24 protein-coding genes are annotated in these 17771 nt (G+C 69.3%); 18 read left to right on the top strand and 6 right to left on the bottom strand.

Going from position 1 to position 17771, the window contains the following annotated elements:
* The first annotated feature begins 20 nt into the window (after positions 1–20).
* Positions 21–893, top strand: coding sequence for a signal recognition particle-docking protein FtsY (gene ftsY / locus BLR68_RS00520; RefSeq protein WP_026302968.1), 873 nt, complete (start codon positions 21–23; stop codon positions 891–893).
* 44 nt (positions 894–937) lie between these two features.
* Positions 938–1438 carry a DUF2004 domain-containing protein gene (locus tag BLR68_RS00515; RefSeq protein WP_018188053.1) on the top strand — a complete coding sequence of 167 codons (501 nt, stop codon included), beginning with the start codon at positions 938–940 and terminating at the stop codon, positions 1436–1438.
* Between the two features lie 5 nt (positions 1439–1443).
* Here BLR68_RS00515 and BLR68_RS00510 read toward each other — a convergent pair whose 3' ends face one another.
* The 3 genes from BLR68_RS00510 to lipB all read right to left on the bottom strand — a co-directional run bounded on the left by BLR68_RS00510 (position 1444) and on the right by lipB (position 3535).
* On the bottom strand, positions 1444–1770 hold the full coding sequence (locus BLR68_RS00510) for a hypothetical protein (protein WP_018188052.1): 327 nt from the start codon (positions 1768–1770) through the stop codon (positions 1444–1446).
* Positions 1771–1898: 128 nt separating this feature from the next.
* Entirely contained in the window at positions 1899–2897 is a 999-nt protein-coding gene (lipA, locus tag BLR68_RS00505; RefSeq protein WP_026302967.1) for a lipoyl synthase, read from the bottom strand.
* The gene (lipB, locus tag BLR68_RS00500; protein ID WP_018188050.1) at positions 2894–3535 is read right to left on the bottom strand and encodes a lipoyl(octanoyl) transferase LipB; all 642 of its coding nucleotides are present in this window, start codon (positions 3533–3535) and stop codon (positions 2894–2896) included. The genes lipA and lipB overlap by 4 nt, the downstream gene beginning before the upstream one ends.
* Before the next feature lie 61 nt (positions 3536–3596).
* Between lipB and BLR68_RS00495 the strand changes: the two genes are divergently transcribed.
* Entirely contained in the window at positions 3597–4178 is a 582-nt protein-coding gene (locus tag BLR68_RS00495) for a TetR/AcrR family transcriptional regulator (protein WP_018188049.1), read from the top strand.
* A 12-nt stretch (positions 4179–4190) separates the two neighbouring features.
* Positions 4191–5741 carry a signal recognition particle protein gene (ffh, locus tag BLR68_RS00490; RefSeq protein WP_018188048.1) on the top strand — a complete coding sequence of 517 codons (1551 nt, stop codon included), beginning with the start codon at positions 4191–4193 and terminating at the stop codon, positions 5739–5741.
* Between the two features lie 6 nt (positions 5742–5747).
* Here the strand turns inward: ffh and BLR68_RS00485 are convergent, their stop codons facing one another.
* Positions 5748–6905: a glutamate--cysteine ligase gene (locus BLR68_RS00485; protein WP_018188047.1), complete on the bottom strand. Its 1158-nt coding sequence runs from the start codon at positions 6903–6905 to the stop codon at positions 5748–5750.
* 185 nt (positions 6906–7090) lie between these two features.
* Between BLR68_RS00485 and rpsP the strand changes: the two genes are divergently transcribed.
* The 13 genes from rpsP to BLR68_RS00420 all read left to right on the top strand — a co-directional run bounded on the left by rpsP (position 7091) and on the right by BLR68_RS00420 (position 16088).
* The gene (rpsP, locus tag BLR68_RS00480; protein WP_018188046.1) at positions 7091–7501 is read left to right on the top strand and encodes a 30S ribosomal protein S16; all 411 of its coding nucleotides are present in this window, start codon (positions 7091–7093) and stop codon (positions 7499–7501) included.
* A 4-nt stretch (positions 7502–7505) separates the two neighbouring features.
* The gene (locus BLR68_RS00475; protein WP_018188045.1) at positions 7506–7736 is read left to right on the top strand and encodes an RNA-binding protein; all 231 of its coding nucleotides are present in this window, start codon (positions 7506–7508) and stop codon (positions 7734–7736) included.
* Position 7737: 1 nt separating this feature from the next.
* On the top strand, positions 7738–8355 hold the full coding sequence (rimM, locus tag BLR68_RS00470) for a ribosome maturation factor RimM (protein ID WP_018188044.1): 618 nt from the start codon (positions 7738–7740) through the stop codon (positions 8353–8355).
* A 1-nt stretch (position 8356) separates the two neighbouring features.
* Positions 8357–9064, top strand: a complete 708-nt coding sequence (trmD, locus tag BLR68_RS00465; RefSeq protein WP_026302966.1) for a tRNA (guanosine(37)-N1)-methyltransferase TrmD — start codon at positions 8357–8359, stop codon at positions 9062–9064.
* A gap of 48 nt (positions 9065–9112) precedes the next feature.
* A complete protein-coding gene (locus tag BLR68_RS00460) occupies positions 9113–9580 on the top strand; it encodes a hypothetical protein (protein WP_018188042.1) in 468 nt (155 codons plus the stop codon).
* A gap of 168 nt (positions 9581–9748) precedes the next feature.
* Positions 9749–10096, top strand: coding sequence for a 50S ribosomal protein L19 (rplS, locus tag BLR68_RS00455; protein WP_018188041.1), 348 nt, complete (start codon positions 9749–9751; stop codon positions 10094–10096).
* A gap of 132 nt (positions 10097–10228) precedes the next feature.
* Complete coding sequence (gene lepB / locus BLR68_RS00450) at positions 10229–10960, top strand: signal peptidase I (RefSeq protein WP_026302965.1); 732 nt, start codon at positions 10229–10231, stop codon at positions 10958–10960.
* The gene (locus BLR68_RS00445) at positions 10960–11619 is read left to right on the top strand and encodes a ribonuclease HII (protein WP_018188039.1); all 660 of its coding nucleotides are present in this window, start codon (positions 10960–10962) and stop codon (positions 11617–11619) included. Before lepB ends, BLR68_RS00445 begins: the two co-directional genes overlap by 1 nt.
* A gap of 39 nt (positions 11620–11658) precedes the next feature.
* Positions 11659–11982 (top strand): DUF2469 domain-containing protein, encoded by a 324-nt coding sequence (locus tag BLR68_RS00440; RefSeq protein WP_018188038.1) that lies wholly within the window; start codon positions 11659–11661, stop codon positions 11980–11982.
* A 90-nt stretch (positions 11983–12072) separates the two neighbouring features.
* Complete coding sequence (locus BLR68_RS00435; RefSeq protein WP_018188037.1) at positions 12073–12435, top strand: YraN family protein; 363 nt, start codon at positions 12073–12075, stop codon at positions 12433–12435.
* Entirely contained in the window at positions 12432–13958 is a 1527-nt protein-coding gene (locus BLR68_RS00430; protein WP_018188036.1) for a YifB family Mg chelatase-like AAA ATPase, read from the top strand. The genes BLR68_RS00435 and BLR68_RS00430 overlap by 4 nt, the downstream gene beginning before the upstream one ends.
* On the top strand, positions 13955–15121 hold the full coding sequence (dprA, locus tag BLR68_RS00425) for a DNA-processing protein DprA (protein WP_018188035.1): 1167 nt from the start codon (positions 13955–13957) through the stop codon (positions 15119–15121). The genes BLR68_RS00430 and dprA overlap by 4 nt, the downstream gene beginning before the upstream one ends.
* Positions 15122–15194: 73 nt before the next feature.
* Positions 15195–16088 carry a tyrosine-type recombinase/integrase gene (locus BLR68_RS00420; protein WP_018188034.1) on the top strand — a complete coding sequence of 298 codons (894 nt, stop codon included), beginning with the start codon at positions 15195–15197 and terminating at the stop codon, positions 16086–16088.
* Between the two features lie 5 nt (positions 16089–16093).
* On the opposite strand, the gene BLR68_RS00415 is transcribed toward BLR68_RS00420, so the two are convergent.
* Positions 16094–16591: a murein hydrolase activator EnvC family protein gene (locus BLR68_RS00415; protein WP_018188033.1), complete on the bottom strand. Its 498-nt coding sequence runs from the start codon at positions 16589–16591 to the stop codon at positions 16094–16096.
* A 133-nt stretch (positions 16592–16724) separates the two neighbouring features.
* The gene (locus tag BLR68_RS17840; protein ID WP_018188032.1) at positions 16725–16880 is read right to left on the bottom strand and encodes a hypothetical protein; all 156 of its coding nucleotides are present in this window, start codon (positions 16878–16880) and stop codon (positions 16725–16727) included.
* Between BLR68_RS17840 and rpsB the strand changes: the two genes are divergently transcribed.
* The gene (rpsB, locus tag BLR68_RS00410) at positions 16879–17760 is read left to right on the top strand and encodes a 30S ribosomal protein S2 (protein WP_018188031.1); all 882 of its coding nucleotides are present in this window, start codon (positions 16879–16881) and stop codon (positions 17758–17760) included. The genes BLR68_RS17840 and rpsB overlap by 2 nt on opposite strands.
* Positions 17761–17771 lie beyond the last annotated feature (11 nt).

Raw genomic sequence — 17771 nt, 5'->3', positions numbered from 1 at the left:
CTGTCAACTAGCCTGGGATCATGGCGGAGAGCTCCTGGTCCCTTGGTCGCGCACTGCGCGGGTTGTTCGTCAAGCCGACGATCGATGACGACACGTGGGAGGACCTCGAGACGGCTCTCCTGACGGCTGACTTCGGTCCCGACGTCACGGAGCGCATCCTCGACGAGCTCCGCGAGAAGGTGGAACGGTTCCGGACCACGGATCCGAAGGACCTCCAGCGGATGCTGCGCGAGACCCTCGAGGAGCATTTCGCGAAGTTCGACACGACCCTCCGCCTCAGCGAGCGTCCGGCCGTCGTCCTCGTGGTCGGCGTGAACGGGGTCGGTAAGACGACGACGATCGGCAAGTTCGCCCACTACCTCCGGCGCTTCGGCCGAAGCGTCGTCGTCGGCGCAGCCGACACCTTCCGCGCTGCGGCCGTCGACCAGCTCGCCACGTGGGCCGAGCGCGGCGGGGCGGCGATCGTGCGGCCTCAGCAGGAGGGGCAGGACCCGGCATCCGTCGCGTTCCAGACGATCGACTACGCGATCCGCACCGGGACCGAGATCGTCCTGGTCGACACGGCGGGTCGGCTGCACACCAAGGCGGGTCTCATGGACGAGCTCACGAAGATCCGTCGGGTGATCGAGAAGCAGGCTCCGATCAGCGAGGTCTTGCTCGTGCTCGACGCCACGACGGGGCAGAACGGTTTGATGCAGGCTGAGGCGTTCCTCGAGCACGCGGGTGTCACAGGCCTGGTGCTCACCAAGCTCGACGGGTCGGCTCGCGGTGGCTTCGTCCTCGCCGTGCAGGAGCGCACCGGTATCCCGGTGAAGCTCCTCGGGCAGGGTGAGGGGGTCGGCGACCTGACCGGATTCACGCCTCACGTGTTCGCTTCGGCGCTCGTGGATTGAGCGAGTCGGTCGCGCGCGGGCCCCGAGGCTGGTTTCATTGAGACATGGCGATCGAGCACGACTACTTCGGACTCCTCGAGTCCGGACCCGACGGGTCGATCTTCTGGTCTGAGGTCGTGGACTTCGGTGATCAGCGGGTCACCGTCGACCTGACCGCGCCCGATCAAGATGACGTCTCCATCGACGCCCTCGACGTGGCCGCCGCGATGATCGCCGCGCTCGAGTCGATCGACCTCCGTGCCCGTAACGCGATGGTGTCCGAGCTCGACGACCGGACGAGCGAGGTGACCGAGTTCATCCTGCAACAGCAGGAGATCCTCGGGGAGGACATCGAGGACTTCCTCGTGGACGTCTCCGGCGACACGCACATGGACGTCATTCGTTCCCTGCAGCTGATGAGCATGACGATCCTCGCCGACGAGCACGGGGGCAAGGATCCGTTCGCCGTCCTCGAGTACGCGCTCGACCCCGACTCGACCGACGATGTGCTTCTCGTGAACCTCGATGTCTCCGGCGCGGTGCAGTCGGTGACCAGCGCCGACTGACCCCGTCACCCCTTCGACGCGTGGGCCCATTCGAGGGCGTCCCGCAGCGTCGCGAGGTCGCGGTACCACGTGCGGACTTCGACACGGCATCGCACCCGCTCGATGCGGGTGTCGTACTCACCGCACTCGGCGAGTGCCTCCGAATCGGTGGGCGGGTACTCCGCTGAGCCGTCGTAGTAGTGGATCTCGAAGCCGTTCTCCGCGTCGCCGGTGACCGAGACCACGGTGTCGGCGGGTGGTTCCGCGGTGGGCGCCGAGGCCGTCACGTGGGGGAGGACTGCCGCCGAGAGGGCCAGCCCGAGGGCGGCGGTGACGGTGAGGGGTGTGCGCATGATTCTCCTTCATCGGGATGCCGAGGTCCGGCATCCCGATGAAGGTACGGGCGCCCTGCTCCACCACGTCCTGCCGGTACCGACCCGGCGGACACCGTCGCGCTGAGGGCAGCTGTGGAGGAAGCGGGTCACACCGCCTGGGCGAAGCCGGCCTCGTCGGCCTCCGCGGCCAGATGCGCCAGGGCGGCCGGGATCTCTCGCCCCTTCGATCGCATCGATCGTGCCCACAGCCGGCCCGCCCGGTAGGACGACCTCACGAGCGGGCCTGCCAGAACGCCCAGGAAACCGATCGATTCGGCGAGTTCGCGGAGTTCCACGAACTCCTGCGGCGTGACCCAACGGTCCACGGGCAGGTGCCGGGGCGTCGGGCGCAGGTACTGGGTCAGCGTGATGATGTCGGTTCCGGCGGCGTGGAGGTCCCGGAGGGCCTCTTCGATCTCGTGTCGCTCCTCACCCATTCCGAGGATCAGGTTCGACTTCGTGATCAATCCGGCATCCCGTGCCCGGGTCAGGACTCCCAGCGACCGGTCGTACCGGAATGCCGGTCGGATCCGCTTGAAGATGCGCGGCACCGTCTCCACGTTGTGGGCGAAGACCTCCGGCCGAGCCTCGAACACGACGTCGAGGAGTCCCGGATCGCCGTTGAAGTCCGTCGCGAGCAGTTCGACCCCGGTTCCGGGATTGTCCGCGTGGATACGGCGGACGGTCTCGGCGTTCAGCCAGGCGCCGCCGTCGGGGAGGTCGTCGCGCGCCACGCAGGTCACGGTGGCGTACCTCAATCGCATACGGCTGACGCTCTCGGCCACGCGCCGAGGCTCATCCGTGTCGTAGTCCGCCGGCTTGCCGGTGTCGATCTGGCAGAAGTCGCAGCGGCGCGTGCACTGGGAGCCGCCGATGAGGAACGTCGCCTCCCGGTCCTCCCAGCATTCGAAGATGTTCGGACAGCCCGCCTCCTGGCAGACGGTGTGCAGGCCTTCGTCCTTCACCAGTGTCTGCAGGGCCTGGTATTCAGGGCCCATGCGGGCCTTCGTCCGGATCCACTCGGGCTTGCGTTCGATCGGGGTCTGCGCGTTGCGGACCTCCAGACGGAGCATCCGACGGCCCTCCGGCGACGCGGACCCGCTCATGCGGCGACCTCCGCCCCGAACTCCTCGGCGAACGCCGCGCTGACGGTCGGCAGCACCTCGGCGGGGGTCAGGTCCCGACCGAGGACCGTGCTGAGGGTCGTGACGCCGGCGTCCGCGATCCCGCACGGGATGATGCGGCTGAACGGCTCGAGCGTGTTGTCGCAGTTGAGGGCGAATCCGTGCATCGTGACGCCGGCCTGCACCCGGACCCCGATCGCCGCGATCTTCTCGACAGCTCCCCGGTGTTCGACCCACACCCCGCTGCGGCCGTCCACGCGCATCCCCGGGACGCCGAAGGATCGGGTCACGCGGATCAGGATGCTCTCCAGCCGACGGACGTGAGCCACGACGTCGACGGGCTCCGTCAGGCGAACGAGGGGATAGCCCACCAACTGGCCAGGACCGTGCCACGTGATCTTGCCCCCTCGGTCCACGTCCACGACGGGCGTGCCGTCGATCGGCCGCTCGTGGGCCGCGGTGCGCGCGCCCGCGGTGTAGACGGCGTCGTGCTCGAGCAGCAGCAGGGTGTCTCCGCGGCGGCCATCGACGATTTCGGAATGCAGCTGACGCTGCAGCGCCCAGCCCTCTCGGTAGGGCACGAGGTCGGGCGACAAGCCGACCGTCCGGATCTCGATCACGTGAGCCTCCTCAGGGGTTGTTGGACTGCGTGCAACAATACGCCCCCGGTAAGCTCGTCGCATGACGTCCGGCCGGCCCCGCGCGTCGTCTCGGGAAGTCCTGTCCGAGGCGGCCTGCGAGCTCTTCCTCGAGCGCGGCTTCGACGCGACCTCGATCACCGACATCTCCCGTCGCGCGGGCGTGAGCCGGTCCAGCTTCTTCAACTACTTCGAGTCGAAGGAAGCGATCCTCTGGTCGTCCCTGGACGAGCGCATCGACCGCCTTCGCGGCGACGTCCCGTTCATCGACCCGGCCGCTGCTCTCACGACGCTGTGCCGCGACCTCGAGCCCGACAGTCTCGCCCTCGCTCTGGTCAACACCGAGGCCATGGGGCTGACCGACGAGCTCGAGCGCGGCGCCGCGGTGCGCCACGCCAGGATCGCGCGAGCCGTCGCGGCATCCGTCATCGCACACGGCGCCGATCAGGTCGAGGCTGCAGTGTGCGGCGCGGCGCACGCCGGAGCCGTGATGGTCGCCATCGAACGATGGGCGCGCGGCGGGGTGGCCCGCGCGACGCTGGCGATGGAGCTGGCGCACGCCCTGGTGGTGGCGGAGGTCACTCTCCCGTGGAGCCGGGCGGGGGACTCCCGCTCTCTCGACTAAACTCGATCCATCATGGCTACCTTCGGCACGCTCTCCGATCGTCTCACCGAGACCTTCCGCAACCTCCGCACGAAGGGGAAGCTGTCGCCCGCCGACATCGACGGCACCGTGCGCGAGATCCGTCGCGCACTGCTCGACGCGGACGTCGCACTGCAGGTCGTCAAGGAGTTCACCGGCAAGGTGCGCGAGCGCGCACTCGGTGACGAGGTCAGCCGGGCGTTGAACCCGGCTCAGCAGGTCGTCCAGATCGTCAACGAGGAGCTCGTCGCCATCCTCGGCGGGCAGCAGCGCCGTCTGCAGTTCGCCAAGCAGCCCCCCACGGTCATCATGCTGGCCGGTCTCCAGGGGTCCGGTAAGACGACGTTCGCGGGAAAACTCGCCAAGCAGCTCGAGAAGGACGGTCACACTCCGCTCCTCGTCGCGTGCGACCTCCAGCGCCCCAACGCCGTCAACCAGCTGACCGTCGTCGCGGAGCGTGCCGGCGCGGCCATCTACGCGCCCGAGCCGGGCAACGGCGTCGGTGACCCGGTCAAGGTCGCCCGCGATGGCGTCGAGCACGCGCGACGTCAGCAGTTCGACACCGTGATCATCGACACGGCCGGCCGCCTCGGCGTCGACGCCGAGCTCATGAAGCAGGCCGCCGACATCCGCAAGGCGACCGCGCCGGACGAGGTCCTCTTCGTCATCGACGCGATGATAGGTCAGGATGCCGTGAACACGGCCAAGGCGTTCCAGGACGGCGTCGACTTCACCGGTGTCGTGCTCTCCAAGCTCGACGGCGACGCACGCGGTGGTGCCGCGCTGTCCGTGGCCTCCGTGACCGGTCGCCCCATCATCTTCGCGTCGACGGGTGAAGGCCTCGACGACCTCGAGCCCTTCCACCCCGACCGCATGGCGAGCCGCATCCTCGACCTCGGCGACATCCTCACCCTCATCGAGCAGGCTCAGCAGGCCTTCGATGAGGAGGAGGCGCAGCGCGTCGCTGAGAAGCTCGCGACCGAGCAGTTCACCCTCGAGGACTTCCTCGAGCAGCTCCAGCAGGTCCGCAAGATGGGCTCGATGAAGAAGATGCTCGGAATGCTGCCCGGTATGGGGCAGATGAAGCAGCAGATCGAGAACTTCGACGAGCGCGAGATCGACCGGACCGAGGCGATCATCCGCTCCATGACGCCGGGAGAGCGCCGCAATCCGAAGGTGCTCAACGGCTCGCGTCGCCTCCGCATCGCCCGCGGCTCGGGCATGACGGTCACCGACGTGAACCAGCTCGTGCAGCGCTTCGACCAGGCGGCCAAGATGATGAAGACCGTGGCTCGCGGCGGCGTCCCCTCGATGCCGGGGATGGGTGCTGTCGGCGGCAAGCCGGGCGCCTCGAGCAAGCGCGGGAAGAAGCAGAAGAGCGGTGGCGGATCGCGCTCGGGCAATCCCGCCAAGCGCGCGGCCGAGAACGCGGGCATCACGTCGTCGAGCACCACGGCATCCGGCTCCGGGTTCGGGCTCGGCGCACCCGCTCAGCCGAGCGAGGCCGATCTCGCCGAGATCCAGAAGCTCTTCGGCAAGGGCTGAACCGGCTCAGCCGACCGAGACGACGTCCCGGAGGCTGGGTCCGCCGCGGAATTCCCGGATGAGGTGGTGCACCACCTCGCGCAGGTCGCCGTCGGCGGCATCCGCCACCCGGATCTGTCGCTCGTAGCTGGCACCCTGGTCGAGGATCTGGGCGACGCCGGCGAATTCCTTCGCGCAGTGGAGCTCCGCGGCGATGGGCGAGAGCGAGTCGACGATCTCACGGAGATGGTCCGCGACGGGGCGCTGGCGTCCCTCGCGGTCGACGATGACGTCGGCCTGCAGTCCGTAGCGTGCGGCCCGCCACTTGTTCTCGCGGACGAACCACGGCTGGATCGTCGGGAGGGCCCGTCCCTCGTCGAGCATCCGCGAGAAGTGCTCGGCGAGGACCTGCACGAGGGCGGCGACCGCCGCGAGCTCGGGGAGCGTGGACATGCCGTCGCACGCGCGGATCTCGATGGTGCCCCACCGTGGTGCCGGGCGGATGTCCCACCGCACCTCGGTCGCATCGGCCATGACCCCCGTGCGCTCCATGTCGCCCAGGTAGGCCTCGTATTCGGCCCACGACTCCAGCGGCCAGGGGAGCCCCGCAGTCGGGAGCTGCTGGAAGACGAGAGCGCGGTTGGACGCGTACCCCGTGCGGTCGCCGGCCCAGAACGGACTCGAGGCGGACAGCGCCTGGAGGTGGGGGAGATACGCCGAGAGCGCGTTGATCATGGGGAAGACCTTCGACACGTCCTCCACCCCGACGTGGACGTGGATGCCCCAGATCATCATGTTGCGCCCCCACCACTGGGTCCGCTCGATGAGCTTGTGGTAGCGCGTCTTGTCCGTGACCTGCTGGTCGTACCAGCGTGCGAACGGGTGGCTGCCTGCGCAGAGGAGCTCGACGCCCAGGGGATCGGTGACCGTGCGGACGAGATCGATCGCATCCCCGATGTCGTCCACCGCCGCCGCGACGGTGTCGCCGACGCCGCTCGTCACCTCGATGGTGTTCGTCAGGAGCTCGCCCGTGACCGTGTGACGCTCGTGCCGCGTCTGCTCCTCGACCTGGTCGAGGATGCCGGGGGCCGCCGGGACGAGATCACCGGTCGACCTGTCGGCCAACATGATCTCCCATTCGATACCGACGGACGAACGGGCGGATGTGGCGAAGGTCACCGTCATCGGCCCAGTGTGGCACGCCGATCCGGCGGTTCGCGGCATCCCTCTCCATCTGGCAGAATGGACGGTTGGACCGCCTTGCCCGACCCTCTATCCGGCTCGGAGGTCCACCGCAGAGCTCCCGCCGGGTGTGCACCCCACGCTCCAGGCGACGTTCATCATCATTCGCAACACCATTCAGGAGAATTGTGGCTGTCAAGATCCGTCTGAAGCGCATGGGCAAGATCCGTGCGCCGTACTACCGCATCGTCGTCGCCGACTCGCGCACCAAGCGCGACGGTCGCGTGATCGAGGAGATCGGCAAGTACCACCCCACCGAGCAGCCCTCGTTCATCGAGGTCAACTCGGAGCGCGCGCAGTACTGGCTCTCCGTCGGCGCGCAGCCGACCGAGCAGGTCGCCGCCATCCTCAAGCTCACGGGCGACTGGGGCAAGTTCAAGGGCGACAAGGACGCGGTCTCGACCGTGAAGACCGCCGAGCCGAAGGCTCCCTTCGAGCTCGACTCGTCGAAGAAGTCGGTCGTCAAGCCGAAGGCCGAGAAGAAGGCCGAGGCGCCCGCCGCCGACGCCGAGGCCGCCGACGCGACCGAGTCCGAGTAAGACCTTGCTGGCCGCCGCGCTCGAACACATCGTCAAGGGGATCGTCGATCACCCGGATGACGTCACCATCGCCTCCAGCTCCTCGCCTCGCGGCGAGGTGCTCGAAGTGCGTGTGCACCCCGATGATCGGGGTCGTGTGATCGGGCGCGGCGGACGCACGGCGAAAGCCCTGCGCACCCTCATCTCCGCGCTGGCCGACGGCTCGCGCGTCCGCGTCGACGTTGCGGACGACTGAGATGTCGGCGAAATCGGCCCGAACGCAGTTGCGTGTCGGGCGCCTGGTCAAGGCGCATGGTCTCAAGGGCGCCCTCAAGCTCGAGCTCTACACGGATGACCCGGACGGGCGTTTCGTCACCGGTGCCGTCTTCACGCTGCAGGTCCCGGAGTCCTCGCCCTGGCACGGCAAGACCGTGACCGTCCGCGAGTTCAAATGGATGAACTCGCACCCCGTCGTCTTCCTCGAGGGGATCGACGATCGCAGCGCGGCCGAGTCCCTCGTGCGGGCGATCCTGTGGATCGAGCAGGATGCCTCCGCTCCGGTCGTCGAAGACGACGCCTGGTACGACCACCAGCTCGTCGGGCTCGACGTCGTGCGTGACGGCGATGTCGTCGGCAAAGTGGTCCGTGTCGACCACTTCCCGGCCCAGGATCTCCTCGGAGTCCAGCTGACGCAGGACGGCGACCGCGAGGTGCTCGTCCCCTTCGTGAAGGCCATCGTTCCCGAGGTGGACATGGCTGCCGGCCGGCTGATCGTCACCCCGCCGCCAGGCTTGTTCGAAGAGCTTCCCGCCGACGACGACCACTCCGAGGGATCCTTGGACGAGGTCGCCGATGAGGACGTCCGCGGAGCCTGACGTGCGCATCGACGTCGTCACGATCTTCCCCGCATTCTTCGACGTCCTGGAGGTCTCGCTGCTCGGTCGAGCGCGCGGAGCCGGCCTCCTCGACATCCGCGTCCACGATCTCCGCGAGCACGCGACCGATCGTCACCGCACCGTCGACGACACGCCCTACGGCGGTGGCGCCGGGATGGTGATGAAGCCCGAACCCTGGGCGCTGGCGCTGGATGAGATCGCCGCCGCAGGTCACGACGCCGAGGATGCGGCATCCGGACCGCTCTTCGTCTTCCCGTCGCCTGCGGGGGAACGGTTCACGCAGTCCCTCGCCCGCGAGTGGAGCCACGAGCCGCACATCGTCTTCGGCTGCGGACGGTACGAGGGTATCGACGAGCGCGTCTTCTCGTACGCCGCGACGATCGGCCGCGTGCGCCTGGTGAGCCTCGGAGACTACGTGCTGAACGGCGGTGAAGTCGCGGCCATGGCGATGATCGAAGCCGTGGGGCGGCTCGTCCCGGGCGTTGTCGGCAACCCCGAGAGTCTCGTCGAGGAGTCGCACGAGGACGGGCTGCTCGAATACCCCTCCTACACGAAGCCCGCGTCGTGGCGAGGGTACGAGGTTCCCGACGTCCTGCTGAGCGGTCACCACGGACGTGTCGCGCAGTGGCGTCGCGACCAGCAGGTCGAGCGCACCAGGACGCGTCGCCCCGACCTCCTGCCCGAGTAGCCGGAACCCGCAGAGGCCGGTCGGTCCTCGTCGGCGTAGCATCGGAGGATGCCCCTGCGTCGTGGATTCTTCTTCTGGCTCCTCCCGAGCGCGGCCATCCTGCCGCTCTGGCTCCTGGTGGGCTGGATCGTCTCGGACGCCGGCGGGTGGGCGCTCGCCTGGGTCCTCGTGATCGCGATCCCGTCCGTACTCGTCGGTCAGCTCATCCTGACCCTCCTCATCCGCTCCCGAGGGACCGTCCGGCACACGCGGACGGTGTCATGGTGGGATGCCGCCGGCGTCGGCCTCTGGCACGTCCTGACCATTGCGGTGGGCTTGTTCAACCAGACCTGGTTCTGGCCGCTCCTGATCGCAGCGACCGTTGTGTACCTCGCCGTCTTCTGGTCCTCGCTCCGGCAGCTGTTCCAGGAGGCCCGCCCCTCGGTGATCCTCCGTCGCTACACGGCCCCGGCCACGGCAGGACGTCGCGATCCTTCGGTGGTCGTCCTCGAGGAGAAGGGCGACCCCCTCGTCTGATCCGGGCGCGTTTGGAGGGGGTCGGCATCCATGGCAGAATGGACGCTTGTGCCCTGACAGATCTCTGCCTCGGGGGAGTTCGGAGCCGCATCGGCGCCGACAGGGCACCGCATCCTTTCTCCTCTAACTCTCGCGATCGACCTGGGGCGGTCGCAGGAAGTGACGATCATGCAGATCCTCGACTCCGTCGACGCAGCCTCGCTGCGGTCCGACATCCCCGTCTTCAACGCCGGCGACAACGTGAAGGTCCACGTCAACATCACCGAAGGCAACCGCTCGCGCATCCAGGTGTTCCAGGGTGTCGTCATCGGTCGCTCGGGTGACGGCGTCCGCGAGACGTTCACCGTTCGCAAGATCAGCTTCCAGGTGGGCGTCGAGCGTACCTTCCCGGTGCACAGCCCCGTGATCGACCACATCGAGGTCGTCACCCGCGGTGACGTGCGTCGCGCGAAGCTGTACTACCTGCGCGAGCTGCGCGGCAAGAAGGCGAAGATCAAGGAGAAGCGCGACCGCTGAGCGCTTTTCCACGGATGCCCCGGGACACTGTCCCGGGGCATCCGTCGTTCCCGGGTGTTTCGATGCCCGGTCCAGCCGTCATGTGCGACGCTGGTGGATGGTCGCCGAACCCCGGCGCCGGTGAAGGACAGCATGACCACCGACTCCTCGTCGCCCGCCGTCGACAGCGACACGCGTCCCCGTCGCGGACCGTGGCCTTTCATCCGCGACCTCCTCGTGATCCTGCTGGTCGCGGTGCTCGTCTCCTTCCTGGTGAAGACGTTCCTCGTGCGGTCGTTCTACATCCCGTCGGGCTCGATGGAGCGAACGCTGCTGAAGGGCGACCGGATCCTCGTCGATGAGCTGACGCCCCGCTTCGGTGCGTACGAGCGCGGCGACGTCGTGGTCTTCCGCGACCCGGGCGGGTGGCTTCCGACGACCTACGAGCCCGAGCAGCCCCCGCTGACGGCTGCGCTGGACTGGTTGGGATCCCTCGTGGGCCTGACGGCGTCCGACAGCGAGGATCACCTGATCAAGCGCATCATCGGCCTACCCGGCGATCACGTGATCTGCTGCAACGCACTGGGGCAGGTCACGGTCAACGGCGTGCCGATCGACGAGACCCCGTACCTCGATCTCGGCCCCTCGCAGTCCGCCCCCGAGGAGTTCGACTACGACGTCACGGTCCCCGAGGGCTCCGTCTGGGTTCTCGGCGACAACCGCGACAACTCTCAGGATTCCCGATACCAGCAGGATCAGCCCGGTCACGGCTTCGTCCCGATCGACAACATCGTGGGGCGGGCATTCCTCATCACCTGGCCGTTCGACCGGTTCGGGACGATCGACTTCCACCACGAGGTGTTCAGAGGGGTCCCGGCGCCGTGATGGCGGCGGTCGCGCCGACGCTGACCTTGGAGCGCCGCCTGCTGAAAGAGCACTCGCTCGTCATCGCGTGCGACGAGGTCGGTCGGGGCGCGCTGGCAGGACCGGTCGCCGTCGGGGCGGTGGCAGCGGATGCCGCCTTCAGCCGCCGCCGGATACCGGAGGGGCTCCGTGACTCCAAGCTCATCGTCGAACCCCGACGCGCGGGCATCGCCGAGCGGGCGCGCGCATGGGTTCCCGCGCACGCCGTCGGGTGGGCGTCGGCGGCCGAGGTGGACGACGTCGGCATCATCCGGGCGCTCGGCCTCGCCGCGGTGAGGGCGATCGAAGGACTGGGTGCCCAGGGGGTCGACATCGACGACGCCCTGGTGATCCTCGACGGCAACCACGACTACATCACCCCCGTCTCCGCGGTGGGTCGCGGTGTCCGGCCCGTCATCAAGGCGGACCGGGACTGCGCGTCGGCATCGGCGGCATCCGTCATCGCGAAGGTCTCACGCGACGAGTACATGAGCGGACTCGACGGAGACGCTCCCGTCTACGGCTGGTCGCGGAACAAGGGTTACGCGAGCGCAGAGCATCGCGCAGCCATCGAGACCCACGGTCTGAGCGTGCATCATCGAGCGTCGTGGGCCATCGCGTCGGCGCCGACGCTGTTCTAGGTCCGCGCGCGCCGAGCGCCCGCCTAGGATGGAATCACCATGGATGACGAAGTCTTCGAGGACTACGACCGCGAGCTGGAACTGGCTCTGTACAAGGAGTACCGCGACGTCGTCGGTCAGTTCCAATACGTGATCGAGACCGAGCGACGGTTCTACCTCGCCAACGATGTGAACGTGGTCCGCCGGGACACCGAGCACGACTTCTACTTCGAGATCTCGATGACCGACGTCTGGGTGTGGGACATCTACCGTGCCGATCGCTTCGTCAAGTCGGTCCGCGTCCTCACCTTCAAGGATGTGAACGTGGAGGAACTGCAGCGTCGGGACTTCCAGCTCCCTGAAGAGCTCTCGCTCGACGGCTGAGCCTCCTCCCCAGGTCGGGTTCCGTCGCGTGGCTCCACGGGTCCGGCAGTGGCGGCGGGAAACGGATCGCGCGCCCTCGACAGTGGGGGAATGGCAGCGAAAGACGACCTCGGCCGAGCGGGCGAAGAGCGTGCCGAGAGGCACCTTCGCACCCTCGGCTACCGCATCCTCGATCGGAACTGGCGAAGCCGCAGCGGCGAGATCGACATCGTCGCCGCCTGCGGAAGGGACCTCGTCGTCGTCGAGGTGAAGACGCGACGCGGCGAATGGTTCGGCCATCCCTTCGCCGCCGTGGATGCGAGGAAGCGGGATCGCCTTTGGCGCCTGGGCGTCGCCTGGGTCGTCGCGCACCCTGACGCAGCTCGGGGGAGGCGACTGCGGCTCGATGTGATCGGCGTCACGGGCCCCGATCCCGAGTCGGCGGTCGTGGAGCACCTGGAGGACCTCCGATGAGCCTCGGCCGTACGTGGTCCGTCGTCCTCACCGGGTTGGTGGGAGACATCGTGGAGGTCGAAGCGGACCTCTCGAACCAGATCCCCGGCTTCTCCATCATCGGTCTGGCGGACAAGGCGATCGGCGAGGCGCAGCAGCGGGTCCACAACGCCTGCGCCAACAGCGACCTCGCGCTGCCTCGTCGCCATGTGACGGTGAACCTGTCGCCCGCGAACCTTCCCAAGCGGGGTTCGGCGTTGGACGTCGCCGTGGCCATCGCGGCAGTGGCGACCGAGGCCCCGCTGGATCGGCAGTCGCTCGCCGAGACGGTCCACCTGGGCGAACTGGGTCTCGACGGCAGGCTGCGCCCCGTCTCGGGGATCCTCCCGGCCGTCCTGGCGGCCGCGCGGGCCGGCTTCCGCCGGGTCATCGTCCCCCACGGCAACCTCGCCGAGGCGGCGCTCGTGGAGGGGATCGAGGTGCGAGGCGCCGCCAGCCTGCGCGACGTCGCTCGGGCGCACGGGCTGGACGTGCCCGACGTCGAGACCGAGCCGGTCGCAGGCCCGGGCGACGTCGAGACCGATGAGGTGGCGACGCCCGAACTCGCTGACGTGATCGGCCAGCGCGACGCCGTCGAAGCCCTCATCGTCGCCGCGGCCGGCGGCCATCACCTGCTGATGAGCGGCCCGCCGGGGGCGGGGAAGACGATGTTGGCCAAGCGTCTGCCAGGCCTCCTGCCCGACCTCGACGACGAGACGGCCCTGCAAGTGGCGTCGATCCGCTCGCTCGCAGGTCTGCCCGTCACGACGCTTCGTCGTCGACCGCCGTTCGAAGCGCCTCATCACACCGCGTCGGCCGTTGCTCTCGTCGGCGGGGGGAGTCGGATCCTGCAGCCGGGGGCGATCGCTCGAGCGAGTGGGGGAGTCCTGTTCCTCGACGAAGCGGGAGAGTTCAGCGGGCATGCGTTGGACGCCCTCCGCCAGCCCCTCGAGTCGGGCCGCATCGAGATCCACCGGGTCGGCTTCCGCGCGGTTCTGCCCGCGCGGTTCCAACTCGTGGTGGCGACGAACCCGTGTCCCTGCGGCAACTACGGCGTCCCGGGAGGTGCCTGCTCCTGCCCTTCGCTCGCCATCCGGCGCTACCTCGGCAGACTGTCGGGTCCCCTCATCGACCGGATCGACATCGAACTGGGGTTGCAGCGCGTGTCCGCGACGCAGAGCGTGGTCGCAGGGATGACGACGGACGAGGCGCGCGAGCGAGTCTCGGGTGCACGCGACCGCGCACGTCACCGGCTGTCCGACACCCCCTGGCGCACCAACAGCGAGGTGGAGGGAACGTGGCTCCGAGCCGGACCGCTTCGCCCAGAGCCGTCGATCACGCGCCCCCTTGACGACGCGCTGCACCGTGGCTCTCTCACACTGCGGGGTTACGACCGAGTCCTCCGAGTGGCGTGGACGCTCGCCGACCTCGCCGGTCGGGGCCGTCCGAATGCTGCGGACATCGGCGGTGCGCTGTACCTCAAGAGAGGAGCGTCGCCGCGATGAGCTCCGACGTCACCGCCTGGCGCGGTCGTCTGGCGGGCCTCGTGCCCGCCGCGGTGCTCGAGGACGCCCAGGCCGTCGCCCGACATCACGCAGCCGCAGTGTGGTCGTGTCTCACCGAGCCCGGCGACGGCGTGGCCGGCGCCCTCATCTCGGAGATGGGGGCGGTCGAGGCACTGGATGTCGCCGTCAGGGACGCCGACACCGGGAACGCGGCTGTCGACGCCGGGCGACGCCGCTGGCGTGCGCGCTGGGGGACCGTCGACGACGCCTTCGACCGCGCGAGGCGCGTCCGCGCGTCGCTCATCGTGCCGGGAAGCGCCAAATGGCCCGCGGCGGTGGAGGATCTCGGCATCCACTCGCCTCATGCACTCTGGACCCGGGGCGACGCGGAGGCGTTGCGCCGAGGCGGTTCCGCCCTCGCCCTCGTCGGAGCCCGTGCGGCGACCGCCTACGGGGAGCACGTCACCGCTGAGCTCGCCACACAACTATCCCACCGGGGCGCGTCGATCGTGTCGGGGGGCGCGTACGGCATCGACGGCATGGCGCATCGCGCCTGCCTCGCAGCGGGCGGAGTCACCGTCGCCGTGCTCGCAGGGGGCGTCGACCGAGCATATCCAGCCGGTCACGCCGATCTGCTGGGGCGCATCGCCGGAGGTCCCGGGGTCGTCGTTGCCGAGGTCCCGTGCGGGACGGCGCCGACGAAGTGGCGGTTCCTCCAGCGCAACCGGCTGATCGCTGCGCTCGGCCGCGCGACCGTCGTGGTGGAGGCGGGCTGGCGCAGCGGGTCGCTCAACACCGCAGGTCATGCAGCGGCGCTGGGCCGACCGCTCGGGGCCGTCCCGGGACCGGTCACGAGCGCGGCGTCGGCGGGATGTCACCGGTTGCTGCGGGAGTACGACGCGCGCTGCATCACGTCGGCGGACGATGCCGCGGAACTGTACGGCGGCGCAGAGACATCCGGATCGACGTCGCCGGACAGGACGGACGATCGGACGCGCGTCCTCGACGCCCTGAGCTTCCGGAGTCCGAGGACGCCGGAGGATGTCGCGCTCCGGGCGGGATTCGCGCCCGAAGAGGCCCGAGGGCTCCTCGCGGTGCTCGAGCTCGAGGGGCGGGCTCGGCGCGGTCCGGACGGATGGCGGCGTTCAGCGTCCCCGGGATGAGGCGGCGCCTCCGCCGCGCATCGGCACGCCTCTCGCCGACACGGTCATCGCGCGGCATCCTGGGAAGGTGCGTATGTCGGCGGCGGTCCTGCTCTACACGGAGCACGCGGAACGCGTGCGCCGGCTCTCCGCGGCCACGGTGCGGGCGTATCGCTCCGACCTCGCGGACCTCGCCGTTTTCCTGGGCGACCCCGAGCTCGATCGCATCGACGTGGAAGACCTGCGGGAGTGGCTGTGGGCGGCGACCCAGCGCGGCACTGCGCGGGCGAGCCTTGCTCGGCGCACCGCATCCGTGCGCGGCTTCTTCGCGTGGGCGGCGGGAGAGCGGCTGCGCGAGGACGACCCGACCCTACGGCTCGTGACCCCCAAGCGCGGCCGCACCCTCCCCGCCGTCGCGTCGTCGTCGTCGCTTCAGCACGCCCTCGACGATCTGCGCGTCGAGGCTGACGCCGCGGGGGACCCGATCGTCCTCCGCGATGCCGCGCTCCTCGAACTCCTCTACGGGTCGGCCCTGCGGGTGTCCGAAGCCTGCGGCCTCGATCTCGACTCACTCGACCGCGGAGCGGCGACCGTCCGGGTGTTCGGGAAAGGGGGCAAGGAACGCGTCGTGCCCTACGGGGCGCCCGCAGCTCTCGCGCTCGACGCCTGGATCGTCCGTGGACGCCCCGCCCTCCTCGCCGGTACGGAGGCATCCGCGCTCTTCCTCGGCGCGCGCGGCGGCCGCCTGGGCGTGCGCACCGCGTACGACGTCGTCCGCCGCATCGTCGGCCCCGTCGTGGGAGCGGATGCCGTCGGCCCCCACGCCCTCCGCCACTCGGCTGCCACGCACCTGCTCGACGGCGGTGCCGACCTCCGCGCGGTGCAGGAACTCCTCGGGCACGCGAGCCTCGGGACGACGCAGATCTACACGCACGTATCCACCGAACGACTGACCGCTGCCTACCGGCTGGCCCACCCGCGCGCCTAGGGCGCTCAGCAGCAGGGCAGCAGCACGGCCCGTGGGACGCGACCCATCAGCGCGAGGGGGTTCACGTACTCACCGTCGTGCCGTACGCCGACGTGGAGGGAGCCCGGCCCTGCATGACCGCCCTCGGAGATCCGGCCGATGGGGTCGCCGGCACGCACGACGTCACCGGGGGCGACGGTCGGCGTCACGGGCTCGACGCTCGTGACCCATCCGCCCCCGTGATCGATGCTCACCACCCCGCGATCGACGACGGTGCCGGCGAACGCCACGACCCCGTCCGCGGGCGCCGCGACCACGTCGTCGGCGGGCCCGATGTCGATGCCCCGATGCCCGGGTCCGTAGTCGTGCGCGGGGGCTTCGAAAGGAACGAGGACACGGGCTCCGCTCACCGGCAGCCGCCAGGAGGGCGGCGGGTCCTCCGCGGCAGCCGCGCCCCAGGGCGCCAGAGCGAGCAGAAGGGCGAGAGCCGCGGTCGACGCGGGGGAGCGAAGGATGCGGTGCATCCCCCGATCGTCGACGGGTGCGACAACCGCGCGACGACGGGTTCGCCATCCGGGGGATGATCCGTCGTTCCGCGGCGCGGGGGAGAAGCCCCGTTCTTGCTATGCTGATGGGGCACCTCGCTCGTCGGGGTGACTACGCGTGCCCTGAGCGGCTCGATCCGACCACGTCGATCGACATCGCGGCATCCCACCCAACGGTCTCCTCCGGGAGCGGGTGCGTGCCGGGCACCAGGCTCGTCGCGACCAACGGTCCGGCGCGATCAACCACATAGAACAGGAGAACGGCCATGGCCGTCGTCACCATTCGCCAGCTGCTCGACAGCGGCGTCCACTTCGGACACCAGACCCGCCGGTGGAACCCGAAAGTCAAGCGCTTCATCCTCACCGAGCGCAGCGGCATCCACATCATCGACCTGCAGCAGTCGCTCGGCTACATCGACAAGGCGTACGAGTACGTCCGCGAGACCGTTGCCCACGGCGGCACCGTCCTCTTCGTCGGCACCAAGAAGCAGGCGCAGGAGATCATCGCCGAGCAGGCGACGCGCGTCGGCCAGCCCTTCGTCAACCAGCGCTGGCTCGGTGGCCTCCTCACCAACTTCTCGACGGTCTCCAAGCGCCTCGCTCGCATGAAGGAGCTCGAGGAGCTCAACTTCGACAACCCCTCGGAGAGCGGCTTCACGAAGAAGGAGCTGCTTCTCAAGAAGCGCGAGCTCGACAAGCTGCACAAGTCGCTCGGCGGTATCCGCAACTTGACCAAGACGCCGTCGGCCATCTGGATCGTCGACGCGAAGCGCGAGCACCTCGCGGTCAGCGAAGCGCAGAAGCTCGGCATCCCCGTGATCGGCATCCTCGACACGAACGCCGACCCGGACGAGTTCCAGTTCCCGATCCCGGGCAACGATGACGCGATCCGCTCGGTCAGCCTGCTGACGCGCATCATCGCCGACGCCGCCGCCGAGGGTCTCATCCAGCGCCACAACCCGACCGATGAGTCGGCCGAGGCCGAGCCGCTGGCCGACTGGGAGCGCGAGCTCCTCGAGTCCGCTCCCGCCGAGCAGGCCGACGCTCCGGCTGCGGAGGAGTCCGCTCCCGCTGCCGAGGCTCCTGCCGAGGAGGCTCCGGCCGCCGAGGCGACCGAGGCTCCCGCCGAGGCCAAGTCCGCCGAGTGATCTTCCCGTCG

Source organism: Microbacterium sp. 77mftsu3.1 (assembly GCF_900100525.1).
GTDB lineage: Bacteria > Actinomycetota > Actinomycetes > Actinomycetales > Microbacteriaceae > Microbacterium > Microbacterium aquilitoris.
The sequence above is the reverse complement of the archived record's forward strand: the minus strand, read 5'-3'. Positions and strand labels throughout refer to the sequence as shown.

Coding starts and splice junctions, on each gene's coding strand:
- rpsB (WP_018188031.1), top strand. CDS start 16,879: ATGGCCGTCGTCACCATTCGCCAGCTGCTCGACAGCGGCGTCCACTTC.
- BLR68_RS00495 (WP_018188049.1), top strand. CDS start 3,597: ATGACGTCCGGCCGGCCCCGCGCGTCGTCTCGGGAAGTCCTGTCCGAG.
- lipA (WP_026302967.1), bottom strand. CDS start 2,897: ATGAGCGGGTCCGCGTCGCCGGAGGGCCGTCGGATGCTCCGTCTGGAG.
- BLR68_RS00415 (WP_018188033.1), bottom strand. CDS start 16,591: ATGCACCGCATCCTTCGCTCCCCCGCGTCGACCGCGGCTCTCGCCCTT.
- BLR68_RS00485 (WP_018188047.1), bottom strand. CDS start 6,905: ATGACGGTGACCTTCGCCACATCCGCCCGTTCGTCCGTCGGTATCGAA.
- rimM (WP_018188044.1), top strand. CDS start 7,738: ATGTCGGCGAAATCGGCCCGAACGCAGTTGCGTGTCGGGCGCCTGGTC.
- BLR68_RS00435 (WP_018188037.1), top strand. CDS start 12,073: ATGGCAGCGAAAGACGACCTCGGCCGAGCGGGCGAAGAGCGTGCCGAG.
- ftsY (WP_026302968.1), top strand. CDS start 21: ATGGCGGAGAGCTCCTGGTCCCTTGGTCGCGCACTGCGCGGGTTGTTC.
- BLR68_RS00445 (WP_018188039.1), top strand. CDS start 10,960: ATGGCGGCGGTCGCGCCGACGCTGACCTTGGAGCGCCGCCTGCTGAAA.
- lepB (WP_026302965.1), top strand. CDS start 10,229: ATGACCACCGACTCCTCGTCGCCCGCCGTCGACAGCGACACGCGTCCC.
- dprA (WP_018188035.1), top strand. CDS start 13,955: ATGAGCTCCGACGTCACCGCCTGGCGCGGTCGTCTGGCGGGCCTCGTG.
- ffh (WP_018188048.1), top strand. CDS start 4,191: ATGGCTACCTTCGGCACGCTCTCCGATCGTCTCACCGAGACCTTCCGC.
- BLR68_RS00515 (WP_018188053.1), top strand. CDS start 938: ATGGCGATCGAGCACGACTACTTCGGACTCCTCGAGTCCGGACCCGAC.
- BLR68_RS00440 (WP_018188038.1), top strand. CDS start 11,659: ATGGATGACGAAGTCTTCGAGGACTACGACCGCGAGCTGGAACTGGCT.
- BLR68_RS00420 (WP_018188034.1), top strand. CDS start 15,195: ATGTCGGCGGCGGTCCTGCTCTACACGGAGCACGCGGAACGCGTGCGC.
- BLR68_RS00510 (WP_018188052.1), bottom strand. CDS start 1,770: ATGCGCACACCCCTCACCGTCACCGCCGCCCTCGGGCTGGCCCTCTCG.
- BLR68_RS17840 (WP_018188032.1), bottom strand. CDS start 16,880: ATGGCCGTTCTCCTGTTCTATGTGGTTGATCGCGCCGGACCGTTGGTC.
- BLR68_RS00430 (WP_018188036.1), top strand. CDS start 12,432: ATGAGCCTCGGCCGTACGTGGTCCGTCGTCCTCACCGGGTTGGTGGGA.
- rplS (WP_018188041.1), top strand. CDS start 9,749: ATGCAGATCCTCGACTCCGTCGACGCAGCCTCGCTGCGGTCCGACATC.
- BLR68_RS00460 (WP_018188042.1), top strand. CDS start 9,113: ATGCCCCTGCGTCGTGGATTCTTCTTCTGGCTCCTCCCGAGCGCGGCC.